At 51.8% G+C, this 20,147-nt stretch carries 14 protein-coding genes; 2 read left to right on the top strand and 12 right to left on the bottom strand.

Features of this window, described 5'->3' with window-relative positions; genetic code table 11:
* Nucleotides 1–5 precede the first annotated feature (5 nt).
* The 12 genes from ACT6RZ_RS04665 to ACT6RZ_RS04610 form a co-directional block, all read right to left on the bottom strand.
* Entirely contained in the window at nt 6–1,589 is a 1,584-nt protein-coding gene (locus ACT6RZ_RS04665) for a putative bifunctional diguanylate cyclase/phosphodiesterase (protein ID WP_444701023.1), read from the bottom strand.
* 314 nt (nt 1,590–1,903) lie between these two features.
* On the bottom strand, nt 1,904–3,565 hold the full coding sequence (locus ACT6RZ_RS04660; protein ID WP_444701022.1) for a putative bifunctional diguanylate cyclase/phosphodiesterase: 1,662 nt from the start codon (nt 3,563–3,565) through the stop codon (nt 1,904–1,906).
* A 172-nt stretch (nt 3,566–3,737) separates the two neighbouring features.
* Nucleotides 3,738–4,016, bottom strand: coding sequence for a DUF2325 domain-containing protein (locus ACT6RZ_RS04655; protein ID WP_029146612.1), 279 nt, complete (start codon nt 4,014–4,016; stop codon nt 3,738–3,740).
* A 66-nt stretch (nt 4,017–4,082) separates the two neighbouring features.
* Complete coding sequence (locus ACT6RZ_RS04650; RefSeq protein WP_444701021.1) at nt 4,083–5,090, bottom strand: sulfate ABC transporter substrate-binding protein; 1,008 nt, start codon at nt 5,088–5,090, stop codon at nt 4,083–4,085.
* A 13-nt stretch (nt 5,091–5,103) separates the two neighbouring features.
* A complete protein-coding gene (locus tag ACT6RZ_RS04645; protein WP_444701020.1) occupies nt 5,104–6,801 on the bottom strand; it encodes an alginate export family protein in 1,698 nt (565 codons plus the stop codon).
* Between the two features lie 60 nt (nt 6,802–6,861).
* Nucleotides 6,862–7,053, bottom strand: coding sequence for a YezD family protein (locus tag ACT6RZ_RS04640; RefSeq protein ID WP_444701019.1), 192 nt, complete (start codon nt 7,051–7,053; stop codon nt 6,862–6,864).
* A 154-nt stretch (nt 7,054–7,207) separates the two neighbouring features.
* Nucleotides 7,208–8,647, bottom strand: coding sequence for a porin (locus tag ACT6RZ_RS04635; protein WP_444701018.1), 1,440 nt, complete (start codon nt 8,645–8,647; stop codon nt 7,208–7,210).
* A gap of 163 nt (nt 8,648–8,810) precedes the next feature.
* Nucleotides 8,811–10,355 (bottom strand): lysine--tRNA ligase, encoded by a 1,545-nt coding sequence (gene lysS, locus ACT6RZ_RS04630; RefSeq protein ID WP_444701017.1) that lies wholly within the window; start codon nt 10,353–10,355, stop codon nt 8,811–8,813.
* A 75-nt stretch (nt 10,356–10,430) separates the two neighbouring features.
* Nucleotides 10,431–11,582, bottom strand: a complete 1,152-nt coding sequence (locus tag ACT6RZ_RS04625) for an ATP-binding protein (protein WP_444701016.1) — start codon at nt 11,580–11,582, stop codon at nt 10,431–10,433.
* 24 nt (nt 11,583–11,606) lie between these two features.
* Nucleotides 11,607–12,287, bottom strand: coding sequence for a response regulator transcription factor (locus ACT6RZ_RS04620; RefSeq protein WP_379054946.1), 681 nt, complete (start codon nt 12,285–12,287; stop codon nt 11,607–11,609).
* Nucleotides 12,288–12,453: 166 nt separating this feature from the next.
* Nucleotides 12,454–13,029: a hypothetical protein gene (locus ACT6RZ_RS04615; RefSeq protein WP_444701015.1), complete on the bottom strand. Its 576-nt coding sequence runs from the start codon at nt 13,027–13,029 to the stop codon at nt 12,454–12,456.
* 28 nt (nt 13,030–13,057) lie between these two features.
* Complete coding sequence (locus tag ACT6RZ_RS04610; protein WP_444701014.1) at nt 13,058–14,953, bottom strand: ATP-binding cassette domain-containing protein; 1,896 nt, start codon at nt 14,951–14,953, stop codon at nt 13,058–13,060.
* Nucleotides 14,954–15,237: 284 nt separating this feature from the next.
* Between ACT6RZ_RS04610 and ACT6RZ_RS04605 the strand changes: the two genes are divergently transcribed.
* Complete coding sequence (locus ACT6RZ_RS04605) at nt 15,238–19,164, top strand: YhdP family protein (RefSeq protein ID WP_444701013.1); 3,927 nt, start codon at nt 15,238–15,240, stop codon at nt 19,162–19,164.
* A gap of 55 nt (nt 19,165–19,219) precedes the next feature.
* Nucleotides 19,220–20,077, top strand: coding sequence for a carbon-nitrogen hydrolase family protein (locus ACT6RZ_RS04600; RefSeq protein WP_444701012.1), 858 nt, complete (start codon nt 19,220–19,222; stop codon nt 20,075–20,077).
* Nucleotides 20,078–20,147: the final 70 nt, after the last annotated feature.

The raw sequence follows: 20,147 nt of genomic DNA, 5'->3' as shown, positions 1-20,147 counted from the left end.
GCCCGTCAGGCCTGATGACCCGCAAACGGGACATCAGGCCGCGCCTGCACCCATTGCTGCAATTCCTGTTCCGGCATGGGTTTGGCATATAAAAAGCCCTGCACAAAATCACAGCCCAGCCCTTTCAGGTAATTGGCCTGTGCTTCAGTTTCCACCCCTTCGGCGACTATCTGGTAATGCAGGTTCTTGCCCAGCACCACGATGGCACTGGTGACCGCTTCTGAACGCTCCTTGCCTGGTACATCGTTGACAAAAGAACGGTCCACTTTCAGGTAATCTCCGGGAATATCCCGCAGATAGGCCAGGCAGGAATAGCCGGTGCCAAAATCATCTATCGCCAGTTTGACGCCTATGTGTTTCAGGGCTTTGAGATTCTCCATGCTTTTGCAATCAGAATGCACAAACGCGCTCTCGGTGAGCTCAATCACCAGCCTCTCGGCAGCGAGGCCTGTTTCACGCAACACCTGCGCCACATACTCAGTGAACCCTTCAGACTGGAGTTGCAGAGGTGAAACGTTCACCGATACTTTGGCATCCGCCAGCTCGTGATTTCTCCAGTTAGCGACTTGCTGGCAGGCCGCTTTCAGCACCCATGCACCCATAGGCACGATCAGACCTGTCAACTCTGCCACGCCAATAAATCTGTTTGGCGGAATGACGCCATGTTGCGGATGCTGCCAGCGGATCAGCGCTTCTACGCCCACCATCCTGCCGCTCTGGAAATCAATTTGCGGCTGATACACCAGGTAGAACTCCTCATGTGCGATCGCGGCTTCCAGCTCACTGGCAAAAGCCAGGTCCTCTGGCGGTAATACTTGTTCGTGGACTACGCCTTTACGGTAATAAGTGGTGGTCATGATGCTGACAATGGCCATCAGCGCAATCGTAATAATGATCGGTGTGACCCGCGGGTCATGCTTGAAGTAGACACCGACACCACCCAGGACAATCGAGCATAGAAATAAAATACAGACGATCCAGCGCAAATGTTTGCCTGAGTCATCCAGCAATAACAGATAGCTCATGGAAGTTTGCGAGATTTGCTTGGCCAGCAAGGCAGACGCGCACAACAACCCACCCAGGCTGGCCAGTGGCGAGAGTTGCCCATAGGCGTCAGGGATGCCATACAACGAAGCCAGCAAACCGTTCACCGGCATCAGTATCACAATGCACAGCAATGCCTGGCTGCATTTGCTCCATTGAATATGGCACAGGATAGACGCAAACATGACTAAAGCCGCCATCACTAGATCTGTGGTCAACTGATCAAGGCTGGCGGCATCAGGATAAGCGCTGGCAAGGTCAAAATCGATGTGCCTGTGGCTGCTGACCACCAGAAATATTTCAGCCAGGAACAGCAGTATGACTGAAGCAGAGATGATTTTGGTCAGTCTGTCCTTACGCCATGTTTCTAGCAGCGTACGCAAGCTGACGGTAATAAAAATCAGATATCCCAGGCTCAGGGCGATACAAAAACCGTACTCGTTGGGAAAAGTAATAAAAGGAAATGTCAGAAACACTGTGACAATACTGGCAATCGCCAGCCATGGTGCCTGCTTCTGCACACTACGCAAAAAACGATGGCGCATATACTGCCGTTGCGTGCCACACTCTTGAACATTCACAGCTAACCAGTCAATACTGGAAACTGACATATGATGCCCCCTATCCCTGACGTTTTTTATCCTCGGCTTGACCGATGGTTTTCTAAACTATAGCCGCTGGCAGCAGGGAATTATCGGGCAAGTAGCACTGGATTCATCTTCCTTTTCATTTAATTAGCATTGATGTAAAACATAATTGTGACAACACATATGACAGGCGAACAAACACCAGATACGGCAGCTGGCAACGCCGCAAGAGGATGCGTTGCCACAAACCGCTGATTGAAAGCTGGTGAGGATTAATGAGGAATCGTGGCAGGCAGGTTTTCAGCCGCCCAGTATTGCAGTGCTTCGGCTTCCAGCGGACGCGAGTACAAGAAGCCCTGCACGATGTCGCCGCCTATGGCCTTGATGAATTTAGACTGTGCCTCGGTTTCAACGCCCTCGGCGATAATACGGTAACCCAGACTCTTGCCCAGGCTGACTATGGCCTGGATCACCGCCTCGGCTTTATCATGCCCTGGCAGTTCCATGACAAATGAACGGTCTATCTTCAGATAGTCACCAGGGATATCGCGCAGATAAGACAGGCAGGAATAGCCGGTGCCAAAATCATCGATCGCCAGTTTGATGCCGACATCTTTTAACTTGTGCATCATGCTGGCGTTCTGGCCATCGTCCTGCACAAAAGCGCTCTCCGTCAGCTCGACCACCAGGCGTTGCGGTGCCAGGCCTGTTTCTTTGAGTATCTGCAGGATATCGTCGACCAGGGTGCCGGATTTCAATTGTAGCGCCGACACATTCACCGCCACTTCAATATCGCCCAGCAGCGGGTCACTGTTCCATTTCGCGGCCTCGGCACACGCAGTGCGCATCACCCAATTGCCCAAAGGCACGATCAGGCCGGTCAGTTCAGCCACGCGGATGAACTTGTCCGGCGAAATGATGCCTTTGACCGGATGTCGCCAGCGTACCAGCGCCTCTACCCCTTTTAACTTGCCAGTCTCGAAATCGATCTGCGGTTGATACACCATATAAAACTGATTGTTATCCAGTGCGGTTTCGACCTGGCTGGCAAAATCCATATCTGCAGCAGGCAGTACCACATGTTCGCTGCTCTGCCCTTTGCGGTAATAAGTAGCGGTCATGGTATAGATGATGGCGAGTATAGACACCACTACCACGACGGGCAGCGCGCGCAGCATGCTGTCACCGAACTCCACTCCGGCCCTGGCCAGCATGATGGCAAAAAAACTCAGAAACACGATACTGAAACGTATCTGCTTGCCGTTGTCGTCCATCAGCAATAAATAGCTCATGGGCGGGTGCGAAGCGTGTTTTGCCAGCAGGCTGAAGGCACACAACAAGCCGCTTAGCGTGGTCAGTGGTGACATGATGCCGTAAGGCTGGGCGACGCCGCAGAAGAAACCTAACAAGGGGATCAGCGGGATCATCACCGCCACATACAGGATCGCCTGGCTAGTCGCTAACCAGCCCGAGCGCTGAAACAGATAAGAAGTGGCGATCAGGCAGGCCAGCAATGCGCCGGCCGCATATTCAAGCACACGCGTGAAATGATGCACCTGTATATCACTGGTCATACGCAACAGGTGCGCAGTGTCATTGAAATCGGCCGCATACGGCGAGAGCTGGACGACGAATAAACTGACAGTGACCAGCGACATGGTCAGCATGGCCAGGTTAGTCCGCCCATTTTCCAGCAGCAGGTTATAGCTCACCAGAATAAAGGTGAGATAAGTGAGTAATTGTGCCAGCCAGACGTTGTTATCCACGTCCAGCAGGTAATGCGGGAAGCCCAACAAGCCACATACCATGCTGGTCATGGCCAGGAAATGCGTATTGTCCTGTACTTTACGTACAAGACGATGGCGCATGAACTGGCGCTGCGTGGCATTTTCATTGAGTGGCGCTGTTTTGTCGCCAATCCCGTTTTGACTCATTATTTACCCTTGTGAACTCATACGTTGCAAGATTGTGCGTGCCACACAAAATACCGATGAGTAATGCCATTTAACCTTAAAACACTAATTGTTTATCGGTTAATAAGGAGGATAAATTTAGACTAAATCAAAGATAAATGTAAAAAAATTTAAACAGTGAGCTTGTGAACGCTCAGGCTGCTTCCAGCACACGCTGCATGCCATCAGCACTGTTACGTGTGTATACGACTTTCAAGCCACGCTTGTGCGCTACATGTTTGATACGGTACATCATGGAGTGATTCAACCAGCCGGTCACCAGTACGATCACATTCACATTGGCAGGCAGCTCACGTTTGACGTCGCCAGGTTTGCGGCCCGTCCAGTGATCGATCTTGTCTATGCCCTGCGCGTGTAATACCTGTTTAATGCCTTCTATACGGTCACCACCGATGACTAATGCTTTTGACATACATACTCTCCTTATAAGAGAAAAAGAAAAAGGCATTGGGTAAATGCCTTTTTCAGGGGTCACAGCTTATTTTTGGTAAATCTCGTCAAACACGCCGCCGTCGGCAAAATGTGTTTTTTGCGCTTTCTGCCAGCCGCCAAATGTTTCATCGATCTTGATCAGATTCACTTTTGGGAACTGTTTCTCGTATTTTTTAGCGACAGATTCCAGAGTCGGGCGATAGTAGTTCTTCGCCGCGATCTCCTGGCCTTCTTCACTGTATAAATACTGCAGATATGCCTCGGCAACTGCCTGGGTGTTGTGGCGTTTTACATTCTTGTCCACCACAGCGACTGGCGGTTCGGCCAGGATAGACAGTGAAGGCACCACGATGTCAAACTTGTCCGGGCCCAGCTCTTTTTGTGCCAGGAAAGCTTCGTTCTCCCAGGCCAGCAACACATCACCGATACCGCGCTCAACAAAGGTAGTGGTTGATCCACGCGCACCGCTGTCCAGCACTGGCACATTCTTGAACAGCTTCTTCAGGTAATCTTTGGCCTTGGTTTCGTCCTGGTTGTTCTGCTTGAGTGCGTAAGCATAAGCAGCCAGGTAATTCCAGCGCGCGCCACCTGATGTTTTAGGGTTAGGCGTGATCACAGAAGTACCAGGTTTGACCAGGTCACCCCAGTCCTTGATGTTTTTCGGGTTGCCTTTACGCACCAGAAATACGATGGTAGACGTGTAAGGTGAGCTGTTGTGCGGCAAACGTTTCTGCCAGTCAGCCGGGAACAGCTTGCCTTTTGCGCCGACTTCATCAATGTCATAAGACAAGGCCAAAGTCACCACATCTGCCTGCAAGCCATCGATCACTGACCGTGCCTGCTTGCCGGAACCACCGTGTGACTGCTTGATAATGACGTTGTCACCAGTCTTGGCTTTCCAGTAATTGGCAAACGCGACGTTGTAATCCTGATACAACTCGCGCGTCGGATCATATGACACATTCAGCAGGTTGACATCCGCTGCCCAGGCCGCGAACGGCGAGGCCAGCGCAGCGATCAACACTGCCTGTTTAAATGTTTGGTTCAGTTTCATATCTATCCTCTTTTTAGAAGCCGTACAGGGTTAATTCTGTGTAGAAAAAGTCAGAACTCTTGGAACGGTTTTGATCGAATGTGTTAGGGTTAGTCCCTGTTTTTACTGCATCCTGAACAAAATCACCGGCCCAGAAGTGCGCATAACCCAGGTTTAATGCTGCATATTGATTGATAGGGAAACGTACGCGCAAGTCATACTCTTGACCCAAATCCCGGCCAGAACTGCCTGTGCGGTCGCGCAGGTTGGCACCGGCAGCCCAACGGTCACTTGCATCATCCAGCTGGTACCAGCTAAAGCCTGTATCCACTTTCACATTGTCCAGGAAAGGCACTTTCGGATCGAATTCCACGCGCACTTTCGCAGCACGGATGTTTTCCATCTGAATGTAATCGTTGTTAGACCATGGACGGGCAAAGCCGAACAGGCGGTCAAAACGGCCGTTATCAGTTAAATCATTGCCTGTCGCCGGGCTCTTATCGCCGGAAGCAACACCATACGAAGTACTGAATCGTGGTTTCCATGACAGTTTATTAAAGGTGTAACCCACTTCTGCGTTATAGGCAAAAGCATCGTGGTCAACCTTCACATAACCAATGGTATTACTGATGAAACGTTGCTGGTCACCCCATTGCTTGACATAGCTAGCGTCATAATCCCACTGCGTGCCTGGCAGCACACCGAATACGCGGATACCACCAGTGTGAATCTCACGGTCTATCCTGGCCTGATTCTGTGCGGCGGCAGTAATAAAGCGGCGGTCACTCAGTGAATTACCGTTAGTGTCAAACACCACGTCGTCGCCATTTTGTCTCAGCAAGAAGTAATACGGCTGTATGGTCACGTATTCAGACCAACGGCGCCAGTCACCGATCACACCGTAGAAATTCTGTGAGTGATCCACTTCATCCAGTTTGTCGGTAAAACGTTGTACCGGTTGCACGGCAAACGCTTCCAGTTGCCAGTCATTCTTTTTCTCACCGATATTGGCACGCACACCCTGGAAGGTGTTGGTGGTGTTACGCCATTCGTTACGCGCGATCAGGCGACGATCCAGGCTTTCCCAGGCCAGGCGTCCGCCACGTACCCAGAATGGACGGCTGTTACCCAGGTCATCCTTACCGAAGATACTTTCTTTGAAATACAGCTCTAAATAAGCTTGTACAAAATCTGCCTTGTCGACGTCACGCGTATCGTTGCTACGGGTATAGTCACTGTTGTTACGACGTGAATCCTGTGCCTCGACCGCAAAACGGAAAGGGTCGAGGATGTTTTTCAAACCTACATAGGCACGTGTGCGCAGCAAGAGTGGCTCATCCAGGTTTTCGCGTGGGCGGCGGAAGTCATTGTCCCTATACTCGTAACGTGCACGGTATTCCAGGCCTACATCCAGCCAGTCGACATCAGCAAACGCGTCATAGTCTTTCAACCAGGTTTTGTTCAGCTGTTTTACATAGCGTGGTGGCTCGGTTTCTTTTTGTGTACCGTAGCTGCGACGCTCAACGTAATAACCATTAGCCGCCTTGGCGGCTGCTTTTTCCTCGGCTTTGATCTCAGCCAGACGTGCCTCAACTTTTTTCTTTTGTTCAGCATCTTCTACTTGTGTGGAGGTAGCATCTTCCGCAGCATAAGCCTGCGCAATCCCCGCGATACCACTTGCCCACCATAATCCCGTCGCAGCCATTGCGAGCGTAATTTTTTTTAAATACATTTAAATCTCCCTAGTGATATAAACTTCCAGCGGACTGGTCAGCGCCTTAAAAATCATGAATTACTTTTTCGGTTTGCCTGTTTCGAAACGCACTTTTTCGCGGCGCTCGATCTGAGTCACGCGACCATCATGCACCGTGACCTCTATAGAGCCATAACCAGTATCACGCTGCACAGCAATGATCGCTGCATTGACAGCCGCCAGTACAGCTTCGTCATATTGAATATCCGGTTTGGTCAGAGTTGACGACATGGTGCATCTCGCTTGAATGAATGAGCAGGATTATTTCAGACTATGTATATTTTAAAAAATAATTATTTATTATTTTTATATTCCAATTTGTTATATATAGAATAAAAAAATCCCGCCAGACGGCGGGATTCGATGTTTGCTGCTAAATCAGGATTTAGAAGTTGTATTGCAGTTGAACGCGCAAGGCATCAGCCTTGAAATGTTCGTAATCTTCGCGAGCTGGCAAATTAGTCGCTGGCGTAGCTGCATTTCGACCACCCGTCACCAGGTTGGTACGATTCATACGGTGGTAGACCATGGCGATTTCAACTTCTGGAGCCAATTGCCATTCCACACCCAATTCCCAGTCATTGACGTGGTTTTCTGGAGAGTTGGTTTCAGCTTTGTTATAACCATCAAAATATTGCCATTTAATGAATGGTATCAAAGTGCCATTGGTGCTCAAGAACTGGAAGTTATCGATCTTGTACATTGCCTGTATATAACCACCGTTCAGGCTTTTCTTCTCAATCACGTTCTTGGCGATATCCAGACCTGGCGTGTTACCCCAGTTCCATTCAGCCTGAATACCGAACGGTTGTGGATACATGATAAAGCTGATACCTACACGTTCATCTTCAATGCCATTTCTTCCTGACAGCGGTGTACCTGTACCTAATGTAGGGGTCGCTGTTGCAAGTGCTCCGGCAGCGTTACGGCGGCTATATGCACCAGTTGACGAAACGTACTCACCTCTGTAAGCCTGAATACCGGCCTCGAAGATCTGGCCACTTTCCGCTTTCCATGGGTAAGTAAAGCGTGACACTACATGGTAATTGTCGTTTTGTTCTGGTCGGTTGGCGCCTTGGCCATTGTAAAGACCAAGTGCAAACATACCGTAGTTGCCTGAGTGTTTTAGACCCTGCTTGTTGATATCTTCAAACAAAGCCTGGATATCTGTAGGTGTGTAGTAGTAGAAAGCACCCAGGTCACGCTCATCACGCACCGCACTGTTCAAGGCATCGTTACGATCCAATGCTAAACGGTTCGAGCTTGATTGCAGGTTTTCAAAGCCATATGGCACTTTGGATTGACCGACACGCACACGGTGTACACGTGTTTTATCAATGTAAACATCACCATACGCATCACGCAATTGGGCAAAGTTGTTATTACCTGTACCTGCCGTGCTGGCGAAGTCAGGCTGGATGTAGTAGCTCAGGTGATCACCAAAGTCACCAAAGATGATCAGACGTGCACGACGGATCAGGAAGTTTTTATCCGCATCGCCCAGTGACTTATCATCACCTACAGAGCGGTCTGACCATAAGTTAATGCCATCATCACCACCCAGCATGGTGGTGTTGCGCACCTGCACATAACCACGCAGGTTTACGCGGCTAGTCCAGCTTTTGCTTTCTTTTTTCTTTTGCACTTCGACCTCGGTACTGCGGCCTTTGCTCAGCAAAGCGCCTTCCTCTTCAGTCAAGACCCCTTTACTCACCAAAGCCTGTACCAGATCTACCGTTGAGTCTGCCATGGCAGGCAACGTTAAGCCAACTAGCATGCTTCCCGCTAGGGCGGACAACACGATGTGACGTAATTTTGAATTCATATCTTTTCCCTGTTTGAATATTCACCTATGCAACGGGGCGTATTTTGAACAGCTAATATGACAATTTGATGACATCTATATGTCTTGGTACTAAAGAAAAACTAGTCCGTTGACTAGGCATAAAAAAACCACCCTGAGGTGGTTTTTTAACATCATGAATACCTTATTGTTCTGCACGCATATGCGGGAACAGGATCACATCACGGATGCTGGCACTATCGGTGATCAGCATCACCAGCCTGTCTATGCCTATGCCGCAACCGCCAGTCGGTGGCATGCCGTATTCCAGCGCACGGATAAAGTCGGCATCGTAGTACATCGCCTCCTGGTCGCCCGCTTCTTTGGCTTTCACTTGTGACAGGAAACGTGCGGCCTGGTCTTCTGCATCGTTGAGCTCGCTAAAGCCATTGGCGATCTCGCGGCCGGTGATAAACAGCTCAAAACGCTCAGTGATCTCAGGTTGTTTATCTGAAGCACGTGCGAGCGGCGAGACTTCTACCGGGTAATCAATAATATAGGTAGGTTGCCAGAGCTGGCTCTCGGCGGTCTCTTCAAACAGAGACAGTTGCAAAGAACCCAAACCGGCATGGTCAAATGCCTTGACGCCAAACTTGAGCAACTCTTGTCGCACAAAGGCCGCATCATTCAATTGATCCAAGGTGTAGTGTGGCGCATATTTCTGAATGGCGCCTATGATGGTCAGGCGTTCAAACGGTTTGCTCAAATCGACTTCTTTACCAGCGTAACTGAGCACCGCTGTGCCTCTGGCTGCGATCGCTGCAGCGCGTATGCATTGCTCGGTAAAATCCATCAGCCAGTGATAGTCGGTGTAAGCAGCGTAAAACTCCATCATGGTGAATTCAGGGTTATGGCGTACGCTCAGGCCTTCATTGCGGAAGTTACGGTTGATCTCGAACACACGCTCAAACCCGCCGACGATCAGGCGCTTGAGGTAAAGTTCGGGCGCGATACGCATGAACATCTGCATATCCAGCGCATTGTGATGGGTGATAAATGGTTTGGCAGATGCACCACCGGGTATCGGGTGCAGCATAGGCGTTTCCACTTCGAGGAACTCGTTTTCATTCATGAACTGGCGGATCGCATTCACTACTTTTGAGCGGGCCTTGAAGGTCTCGCGCGTTTCTTCAGAAGTGATCAGATCGACATAACGCTGGCGGTATTTGATCTCCTGGTCTTGGAGACCATGGAATTTTTCCGGCAGCGGGCGTAAGGACTTGGTCAGTAAACGCAGGCTAGTGACATGCACAGACAACTCGCCAGTGCGGGTTTTAAACAGACGGCCGCTGGCGCCCAGAATGTCACCCATATCCCAATGCTTGAAGCTTTCATACAACTCTTCGCCGATCTCATCACGCGCGACATATAACTGAATACGTGCGCTGCTATCCTGGATAGTCGCAAAACTGGCTTTACCCATCACGCGCTTCAACATCATACGTCCAGCGACCACCACCGGGATCTCTTGCGGGTCCAGTGTCTCCTTATCGGTTTCGGCATAGGCGGCCTGTAAATCGGCGGCTTTGTGCTCGGGTTTGAAATCGTTGGGGAAAACAGCAGCCTGCGTGGCCGCGGCCTGCTCACGCATCAGGCGCAGTTTCTCCCTGCGTTCTGCGATAACATGGTTTTCGTCAACGGCTGCTTCAATAGGGGCCGCTGAAGGTTGATTGGATGATTGTGCTGTCATAGTTATCCGGCTGTTGGCCTGAGTGATCTTTAAAACCGCTTATTTTAACATTGTTGCAGCGGAATACGTGCGATTTCAGCCAGCAGAAGAGCGGTTGGCGTAAGGCAAATGGATACGCACCATAAAGCCGACCGGTGACAGATTGGCCGCTTTGACATAACCACCGTGTGCTTCCACGATGTGTTTGGTCATAGCCAGGCCTATGCCATGGCCATCGATCTGAGAAGCACTGCGGCCGCGGATAAAGGGCTTGAAGATCTGTTCCAGTTCCTGCTGTTCTACGCCGCTGCCCTGGTCCTGCACTTCTATGATGACTTCGCCGGTACGTTCGCTGCGCTGCAGTTCTATGGACACTTCACCCAGTGCAGGGCCGTACTTGACGGCATTGCGCACCACATTTTCAATCGCGCGCTGTAACAGCTCCAGTTGGCCATAAATCAGTATGCTGCTATCCGGCATATCCAGGTGTATGCGCGCATCCTGCTTTTCAAACTGCACATCGCCGACTATGCCGGCCAGCAGGCTTTTTAGATCCAGATCGGTTTTCTGCAGTTTCTGCATGCCGGATTCCAAACGGAAAATCTCCAGCAATTCGGCGATCATCTTCTCCATGCGCACGGCCTCAAGCTCAACGCGCTGCAGGGAGCTTTGCATTTTTTTCGGATTTTGCATCACCAGGCCCACCGCCATCTGGATACGTGCCAGCGGAGAACGCAACTCATGTGACACATGATGCAGCATATTGGATTGGCTTTTGATCATGCTGTTGAGGCGCAAGGCCATCAGATCAAAGGCAGCACCCAACTCGGCAAATTCGTCATGACTGACCGTGATCTTGGGGCTGACACGCACCAGCAGATTGCCATCCGCGGCGGTACGCAAATGTTCAAGCAGTAATTTGATCGGGTGAGAGATAGACCAGGCCAGCACGCCGGCAAAGATAGTACTGGTGATGACACAGAACACCAGTGCCGAGAACGGGAAATTCAGCAACAGCTCTACATAATTCAGTTCATTACTGAGATGAAAGTGGCCAGACTGGCCTGCATCTGTTTTTGCCGGGTGTGAAGCAGACTGTATCGTCAGCGCAGACGATTGCGAGGGTAAGCCATGCGTGTGCGCGTTTTTCTGGTGCAGTTCCCACTGCACGATATTCCCTACCGTGATCACGGTGGAGATAAGCGCCAGAAACAGTGCTGCAAATAACTTCCAGAACAGCCGCCCCATAGCCCCCGCTATTACTTCAAATGGTTAGTCTCGGACTAATTGATAACCGACACGGTAAATCGTTTGAATCACGTTTACACCGCCGGATGCTTCTGATATTTTTTGCCGGATACTGCTCAAGTGTACATCAATACTGCGATCATATTTCACTAATGACCGGCCCAGCGCTTTGATAGACAGGTCTTCTTTACTGACGATAGTCCCGGCATGTTTGGCCAGGATCTCGATCAGGCTGAACTCGGTGCTGGTGAACACGATAGGCTGGTCACCCCAGAACACTTTTCTGCGCTCACTGGAAACCACCAGTTGGCCGACCACGATATCATTGCCTTTAGGTGTATCGCTATTCTGGCGGCGCAAGATGGCACGGATACGGGCTACCAGCTCACGCGGCAGACAGGGTTTTTGCACATAGTCATCCGCCCCGCCCTCCAGGCCTTCGATACGGCCTTCGTTATCATCCTTTGCTGTTAACATCAGCACCGGGATATCTGAATGCTGTCTGACGTTTTTCAACGTCTGCATACCATCCTGGCCTGGCATCATCACATCCAGGATCACCAGATCAAATTTTCCGGCCAATACATATTGCTCACCAGTCAAACCGTCGTGCGCAGTCGTGACACCAAATCCTTCCTGGGTCAGAAATTCTTTTAGCATATTGGCTAACTCAACATCATCGTCAATCAACAGCAGCTTGCTCATTTTATCCTCTTACTGTTTAACAGAAGGCTTTAAACCCTAGCCTTAGAATGGTATAGAACAACCAAATAGATTAACAAGCGTTAAGCAAAAAATTTACTAACATTTACAAATTATATCAGCTTTGTTAAGCTTTTTAAACAATTTGCTAAATAATTAGCGTTAAAAGCTAAATTGCACTAAAAGCTTCGCAAAGCTGACTCAGTAATTGTCCAAATAAAGGCAGTACTTCTGCCGCCGCATGTGGGCTGTCATCGTCGGTAGCCGCCACAATATAACTGATGGTGACTTTATCCAGATTCTCGCGATATTCCAGCCAATGCTCGGCATCCGCCTCGGCGATCAGTCTGAATTTATTGAAGCCGGATTCTATGATCTCGGCCAGCAATTCATGGTCTATGCCTTCAAACAGCGCACTGCCTATCATGACCTGCGCTTCGTCGTAATCCGGCTGATGGCCTTCCTGCGTCAGTGGCATGGATAAAAAAGCAAACACCATCAATGCGAAACACTGATAGACGCCCAGCATTTCAAAATCACTCTGCAGTTCTTCACCCGGATGACGCCCTGCCGCCTGTATGGCTTTGAAGGTGATAAAGCTGGCAATGTAATAGGTCGACTGCTCAACATCAACATGGGCAAACGCCTCCCTGGCCTCTTCTTCTGAGCGCTGTACCACCTGCCTGGTTTCAATCTGGCACAGCTGATGCAGTAATTTCAGTCGCTCGGTATAAGTCATTTCCATAGGTTATCCTTCAGTTAAAAAATAAGCGTCATTCAGGCAGGGCTTCGAGCTTTTCCTGACATGCCAGCCATTCAGATTCAATATTGTCCAGCTGTTTGCGGTTGTCGGCCTGTGCCATCAGTAAAGTCTGCAATTCGGCTTTTTGCGCGACCTCATAGATAGCACTGTCTGCCAGACGGCTTTCCAGGGTATTTTTTTCAGCTTCAAGCTTGGCCATTTGCGATTCCAGGGTGGCGAGTGCTTTAAGCAATGGCCGCCGCTCGACCAGCCTGGCCTGCCGGTCAGCTTTCTGCTGATGGTAGCTGTTTTGCTTAGTCTCCGCCGCGTTGGCCGGGCTGGCAGACACCTGCGTCATCTTCAGCAGATGCTGCTTGTAGTCGTCAAGGTCGCCGTCAAATACCTCGGCTTTGCCATCCGCCACCAGCATGAACTTTTCGCAGCAAGTGGCCAGCAGCGTTCTATCATGCGACACCATGACCATGCCGCCTTCGTAGGCCTGCAATGCCAGCGACAAGGCATGCCGCATTTCAATATCCAGGTGATTGGTGGGCTCATCCAGCAAGATCAGGTTGGGCCGCTTCCAGATCAACATGGCCAGCGCCAGCCTGGATTTCTCGCCGCCGGAAAACGGGCCGCAGGCCGTTTTGGCCATTTCGCCCCTGAAATCAAAGCCACCCAGAAAATCCAGCAGTTCCTGTTCGCGCGCAGTTGGGTCCAGCCGTTGCAGATGCTGTAACGGCGAATCGCTGGCAACCAGTTGTTCCAGTTGATGCTGCGCAAAATAGCCTATGCGCAGATCCTTGCCTTCTATGCGCTCGCCAGCCAGCAAGGTCTCAGACTGTGCCAGTGTCTTGATCAGGGTGGATTTACCCGCGCCGTTCTTGCCTAACAGGCCTATGCGCTCGCCCGGGCGGATGGCCAGGTGTGCGAAACTCACCAGCACTTTATCGCTGTAACCCAGCCTGGCCTGGTTGAGTACCAGTAATGGGTCAGGTGCAGAACCGGGGTCTCTAAAGCCGAAGCTGAACGGAGAATCCACATGCGCGGCACTGATGCGCTCCATGCGTTCCAGCGCCTTGATACGGCTTTGCGCCTGTCTGGCTTTGGTGGCCTGCGCCCGGAAACGGTCTATATACTTTTGCAGATGGGCGACATGTTGCTGTTGCTTCTGGTAACTTGCCTGTTGCAAAGCCAGCTTTTCGGCACGTTGCCGTTCAAAATCACTGTAGCCGCCACGGTATAATTCCAGCTTCTGCTGCTCGATATGCAGGATATGATTGACCGTGTTATCGAGAAACTCTCTATCGTGGGAGATTAGCAGCAGCGTGCCTCTATAGGCATTCAGCCAGCTTTCCAGCCAGATCACCGCCTCAATATCCAGGTGATTGGTAGGCTCATCCAGCAGCAACAGATCAGACCGGCACATCAAGGCCCGTGCCAGATTCAAGCGCATGCGCCAGCCACCGGAAAAATCACTCACCGCCTGTGTTAACTGCGCCTGGCTGAACCCCAGACCAGCCAGCAGGGTGCTGGCTCTGGATTCGGCACTGTAGCCGTCAATATCCGCCAGTCGCTGATGCCATTCGGCGACCAGCATCGGGTCATGCTCCTCACCCGCCTGCGCTTTGGCCAGCCTGCTTTGCAGGGCACGCAGTTCTTCGTCGCCATCCAGGGTGTAGTCCAGTGCAGATTGTGACAGTGCGGGAGTTTCCTGGGCGACATGCGCGATCACCCACTGCGCAGGCATCAACAGCTCGCCGGCATCGGCGACCAGCTCGCCACGCAACAAGGCGAATAAAGTAGATTTACCTGCGCCGTTAGCGCCGGTCAAACCGATCCTATGCCCGGGGTGCAATTGAAAACTGGCGCCTTCGACCAGGGCCTTGCCTGCCCTTGAAAAGGTCAGTTGCTTAAACTGAATCACGACCGGCCACTTTCATTTAACTTGATATTCACTGTACGACTTTCACTAAAGAGCTTGATTTCACTTCAATTATTTTTTTACCGGGCCTGATCTGTCGCCGATTGACTGGCGCATATCGCCTGGCTCAGGCGCCAGAATCATGCAAATTCGGCATTTTAAACGATTCATCCGCATCAGACTGCATAATTCTCGCCGTTAATCCAGCATCTGCTGCGGTGCTGCAACTGTTTTCGAGTAAAATAGTCTGTTGATAAACCACCTGCATTCAAGACCTTTCCCTGCTCATGCCTCTGCAAAAAATCAAACGCTGGCTAATCACCCTCTCTATAGTCGTATTGGTGGTTCTGGCAGGCATTATCGGTGTGATCCAGTTTTATGTATTTCCACACATTGATGATTACAAAGACCGCATCGCCCAGACATTAAGCCAGTCTATGCAGCAGGAAGTCACGATCGCGCATATCGCCATACGCTGGAGTGGCTTTGCGCCGCATGTGACCCTGGGCAATGTCACCGTATTTGACCAGCAGCACCGTCCGGCGCTGGAATTATCCAAAGTCACGACCCGGCTGTCATGGAGCAGCGTGGTGCTGCTAGCGCCTTCATTGACCAGCCTGCGCATAGATGCGCCTAACCTGATCATACGCCGCACCGAGAATGGCGAGCTCTATCTGGCTGGCATTTCAATGTCGGGTAAGGGCAATCCGGCATTCTCCAACTGGTTGCTGTCACAAAGACGTATCAATATCACGCACGCCACCGTGACCTGGGTGGATGAACAGCGCCAGGCGCCGCCATTACTGCTTGAAGACCTCAATATAGAGATACTCACCCCGGTCTGGCAGCGGCTGCTCAACCGCCACACCGTGCATATGGATAGCCTGGTATCTACCGGCACCCGGCAGCGCATCACGCTGGAGTCGGTACTAATAGGCCACGATGTGGCCAAACCGGAAGTCTGGCACGGCGAAGTATCCCTGCGCTTGCCGCAAATGGATCTGGCCGCCTGGAGCCCCTGGTTAGACCTGCCGATGCAGGTGAATAAAGGGCAAGGCAGCCTGACGACCACCTTTGCCTTTGAAGCCATGCAACTGCAACGCCTGGCAGCCCAGGTAGATCTGAAGGCGGTTTCTGTCACCCAGCCCAGCACTAGCGACACCTTTTTAGCCAATGCGGTCAGTGGCGAAGTGCGTTGGCAGCGCGTAGAGCAACGCCACATGATCCACCTGAAACACTTTTCTGCCGACATTGCGCCCGGTTTAAAGCTTGAAGATGCCAACGGTGAGTTGCAATGGGATAATCAAGGCCATGAAGGTGTGCTAACGGTAAAAAAACTGGCACTTGAACAAGGGCAGGCACTGGCCAAATGGCTAGCGCTGCGCTTGCCGGACGCACAGGCGCAAGTTGCCGAGGCTGCAACAGCACAAGCAGCAAACGAGCAATCCAACTTCGCGCAGTTGCTGGAACAGACCGCCCCCAGCGGCAAATTCAGCCAGATCAAGTTTCGCTGGCTGAGCCGTGACGGTAAATGGCAGGATTACGCGCTGGCGGCCGACCTCAACGCCATACACACACGGGCTTATGAGCAGTTTCCAGGGCTGGATAACTGGTCGGGCCGGCTGACTATACGCCCGAATGCAGGCAGCATAGAGCTGGACACACAAAAGGCGAGTATAGATCTGGCCGGCGTGCTGCGCTGGCCGGTGCCTATCGACAGCCTGCAAGGCAGTATAAGCTGGGAAAACAACGGTAAAAAGACCCTGATCAGCACCCGCAACCTGCACCTGTCTAACCCGCATCTCGCGCTACGCACCAATATGGAATACCAGCTGGGCGCTGCCGGCGGCGACAGCATACAGCTACAGACCCAGATCGAACGCGGCGATGCCAAACACGCGCCTTTCTATTACCCGCTGATCCTCGGTGAATCGACCTTGCACTGGCTGGATACTTCCATCCTGGCTGGCCAGATCCGCCGTGGTGAACTGATCATCAAGGGCCGCATCAAGGATTTCCCGTTTGTGAATGCAGCCCATCAGGCTGACCCGGCGCTAGGTTTGTTCAAGGTCACCGCCCAGATCGATCATGCCAGCCTGGAATACGGTACTGGCTGGCCACTGGTTCAAGGCGTGGACGCTTTGCTCAAGTTTGAAGGCAAGCGCATGGATATCGCCGTAAAGAACGGCACCACGGTCGGCCAGCATATCACGCAGGCACAAGTTGAGATCCCCAGACTGGATGCAGACTGGCCTATGCTGAATGTGAAAGCCACAGTGACCGGCACGGTCGAGCAAGGCGTCAGATTCGTCAACACCAGCCCGGTACGCCAGGTGACCATGGGCTTTACCGACTACCTGAAAACCGCAGGCGATGCTGAATTAAAACTGGCGTTGCAGATCCCGCTGAATGACGTGGATGTCAGCCAGTTTCAGGGCGATTATGCGATCAGGAATGGCCGCATCGCCGCCAACCCCGAGATCTCCATGCCGGAAATGACCAATATCAATGGTCACCTCAAGTTTACTGAAAAAGGCCTGCAGGCGCAGGGCGTGCAGCTGTCACTGTTTGACAACCCGGCCTCGGTCAGCCTGACTTCCAGGAGCGATAAATCCGTGCTCATCCAGGGCAGCGGCCGTATCACCGATAGCGCACTCAGAAAACTGGATAGCAATCTGCTGACCAAGGCATTGCATGGCACCACAGACTGGAAAAGCAGCCTGCTGATCCAGCCAGGCGGTAATATCCGCCTGGATATCCGCTCACAATTGATAGGCATGGGCATAGATATGCCGGAACCCATGAAAAAATCAGTCGAAACACCGGCCAACCTGACCATACGCCTGCGGCAGGAAAACAACCAGTCAGACAAGATCGCCATTCACTATAACGACTGGTTACATGCCAACCTTTTACGCAGCACCGTCGGGCCAGAGCCGAAAGTCAGCGCCGGCGAGATCTCGGTCAATACGCCGCCACGCATGCCTGCTGGTGAGGGTATCAACCTGCGCGCGGATTTCCAGAAACTGAATGTAGACGAATGGCTAGCCTACACCGGCCAAACCGCAGGCGCTGGCACTGAGCCCGCGCGCCCGGTCGACCTCCCGTTCAACCGCATAGACCTCAGTGCCGGCACCTTGCAAGTGTTTGACCGCAACCTGCACCAGATCAAGCTGAGTATCACACCTGAGCAGGAGCGCCTGAAAATGTCCATCCAGAGCCAGGAACTGGCAGGCGATGCAGACTGGATCACCGCTAAACCCAACAACAAGCTGATCGCCAAATTGAGCTATCTGCGTATCCCACGCAGCCTGGATACCGACGACACGCCTGCCAGCGCAGGCGAAGTGCGCCGTCTGAACATGACCTACCCCGAGGTGGAGATCTCGGCGCAGGACTTCCAGTTTGGCGATAAACAGCTGGGCAGTCTGGATATCAAAGCTTACAACAGCGGCGAAAACTGGGTGATACAGAAAATGAACCTGGATAATGCCGACAGCCAGCTGACCGCGGACGGCACCTGGCGCAACTCGGTGCGCAACCCGCAAACTTCGCTGAAATTCAGTTTAAGCTCTAACAACCTCGGCAAGACCCTGCAGCGTTTTCAGCCAGGCGGCGAGATGGTCAAAGGTGGCACCGGCACCATGGCAGGCCAGATAGGCTGGCCGGGCAGCCCGCACCAGTTCGCGGTAGAGCGGCTGGATGGCAATTTCAGCATGCAGCTTGAAAAAGGCCAGATCCTCAAAGTGCAGCCAGGCGTGGGCCGCCTGCTTGGTTTGTTGAGCCTGCAAAGCCTGCCACGCCGCCTGACGCTGGATTTCCGCGACCTGTTCAGCCAGGGCTTCGCCTTTGACAGGATCACCTCCACCGCCAATATCCGTGATGGAATCTTGCATAGCGATGACCTGTTTATGACCGGCCCGGCTGCAGAAGCACGGCTGAAAGGCGAAACCAATCTAAAAACCGAGACCCAGCGCCTGAAAGTGAAAGTCACTCCGCATATCAGTGACTCGGTTTCGCTGGCAGCACTGGCTGGTGGCCCTATTGTAGGCGTTGCCGCGTTTGTCGCACAAAAACTGCTAAAAGACCCGTTGAACAAGATCAGCGCCAGCGAATATATGATCACCGGCACCTGGGATAATCCGCAAGAGGTGGATATCGATAAAGCAGAGCCGGTTAAGCAGCCTGTTCAACCCTTAAAAAGCATACAGTGATGTCACACTGGATAACGTTAAAAACATTTCTTCTAGTTCCAACGGAAAACATGCCATGGCAGACAATAAAACAAAAAAACTGAAATCCGCAGCAAAAGACGACATCGTCAAAGTGGCCGCCATTCAGATGGCTTCCAGCCCGAATGTGGCAGCCAACCTGGTAGAAGCCAAACGCCTGATTGAAATGGCAGTGAAAGCCGGTGCCAAACTGGTGGTGTTACCAGAATACTTTTGCATCATGGGCCTCAAAGATACCGACAAAGTCGCTATCAGCGAAAAACCCAATGATGGCCCTATCCAGCATTTTTTAAGCAAGACTGCCAAAGCGTTCAAAATATGGATCATTGCCGGCTCAGTGCCCATGCAGAGCAGTCAGTCCAAAAAGATCCGTAACAGCTGCCTGGTCTATAACGAAAAAGGCGAGCAGGTCGCCCGTTATGACAAGATCCACCTGTTCGGCCTGGACATGGGCACCGAGCACTATCATGAAGAAAACACCATAGAAGCGGGTGACAGCGTAGTTGCGATCGATACGCCTTACGGCCGCATCGGGCTATCGATCTGCTATGACTTGCGCTTTCCCGAACTTTACCGCGCCATGGGTGAGGTCGATATGATAGTCGTGCCTTCCGCGTTCACCGAAACCACTGGCAAAGCCCACTGGGAAACGCTGGTGCGGGCACGCGCCATTGAGAATCTCTGTTATGTGGTCGCCTCGGCACAAGGTGGCTATCACCTCTCTGGCCGTGAGACCCACGGCAACAGCATGATAGTTGACCCCTGGGGTGTGGTGCTGGACAGATTGCCACGCGGCTCGGGCATTGTCATTGCCAATATCAACCGCAACTATATCAAGAACCTGCGCCAGAGCCTGCCGGCGCTGAAACACAAAACCATTACTGCTATTTCATGAAAATGCTGAGCGCCGTGATGGCACTCTTTTGATGAAAACACTTCAAACAATGACGTATTAATAAGTTGAC

The organism is Methylophilus sp., assembly GCF_052437885.1.
GTDB lineage: Bacteria > Pseudomonadota > Gammaproteobacteria > Burkholderiales > Methylophilaceae > Methylophilus.
The sequence above is the reverse complement of the archived record's forward strand: the minus strand, read 5'-3'. Positions and strand labels throughout refer to the sequence as shown.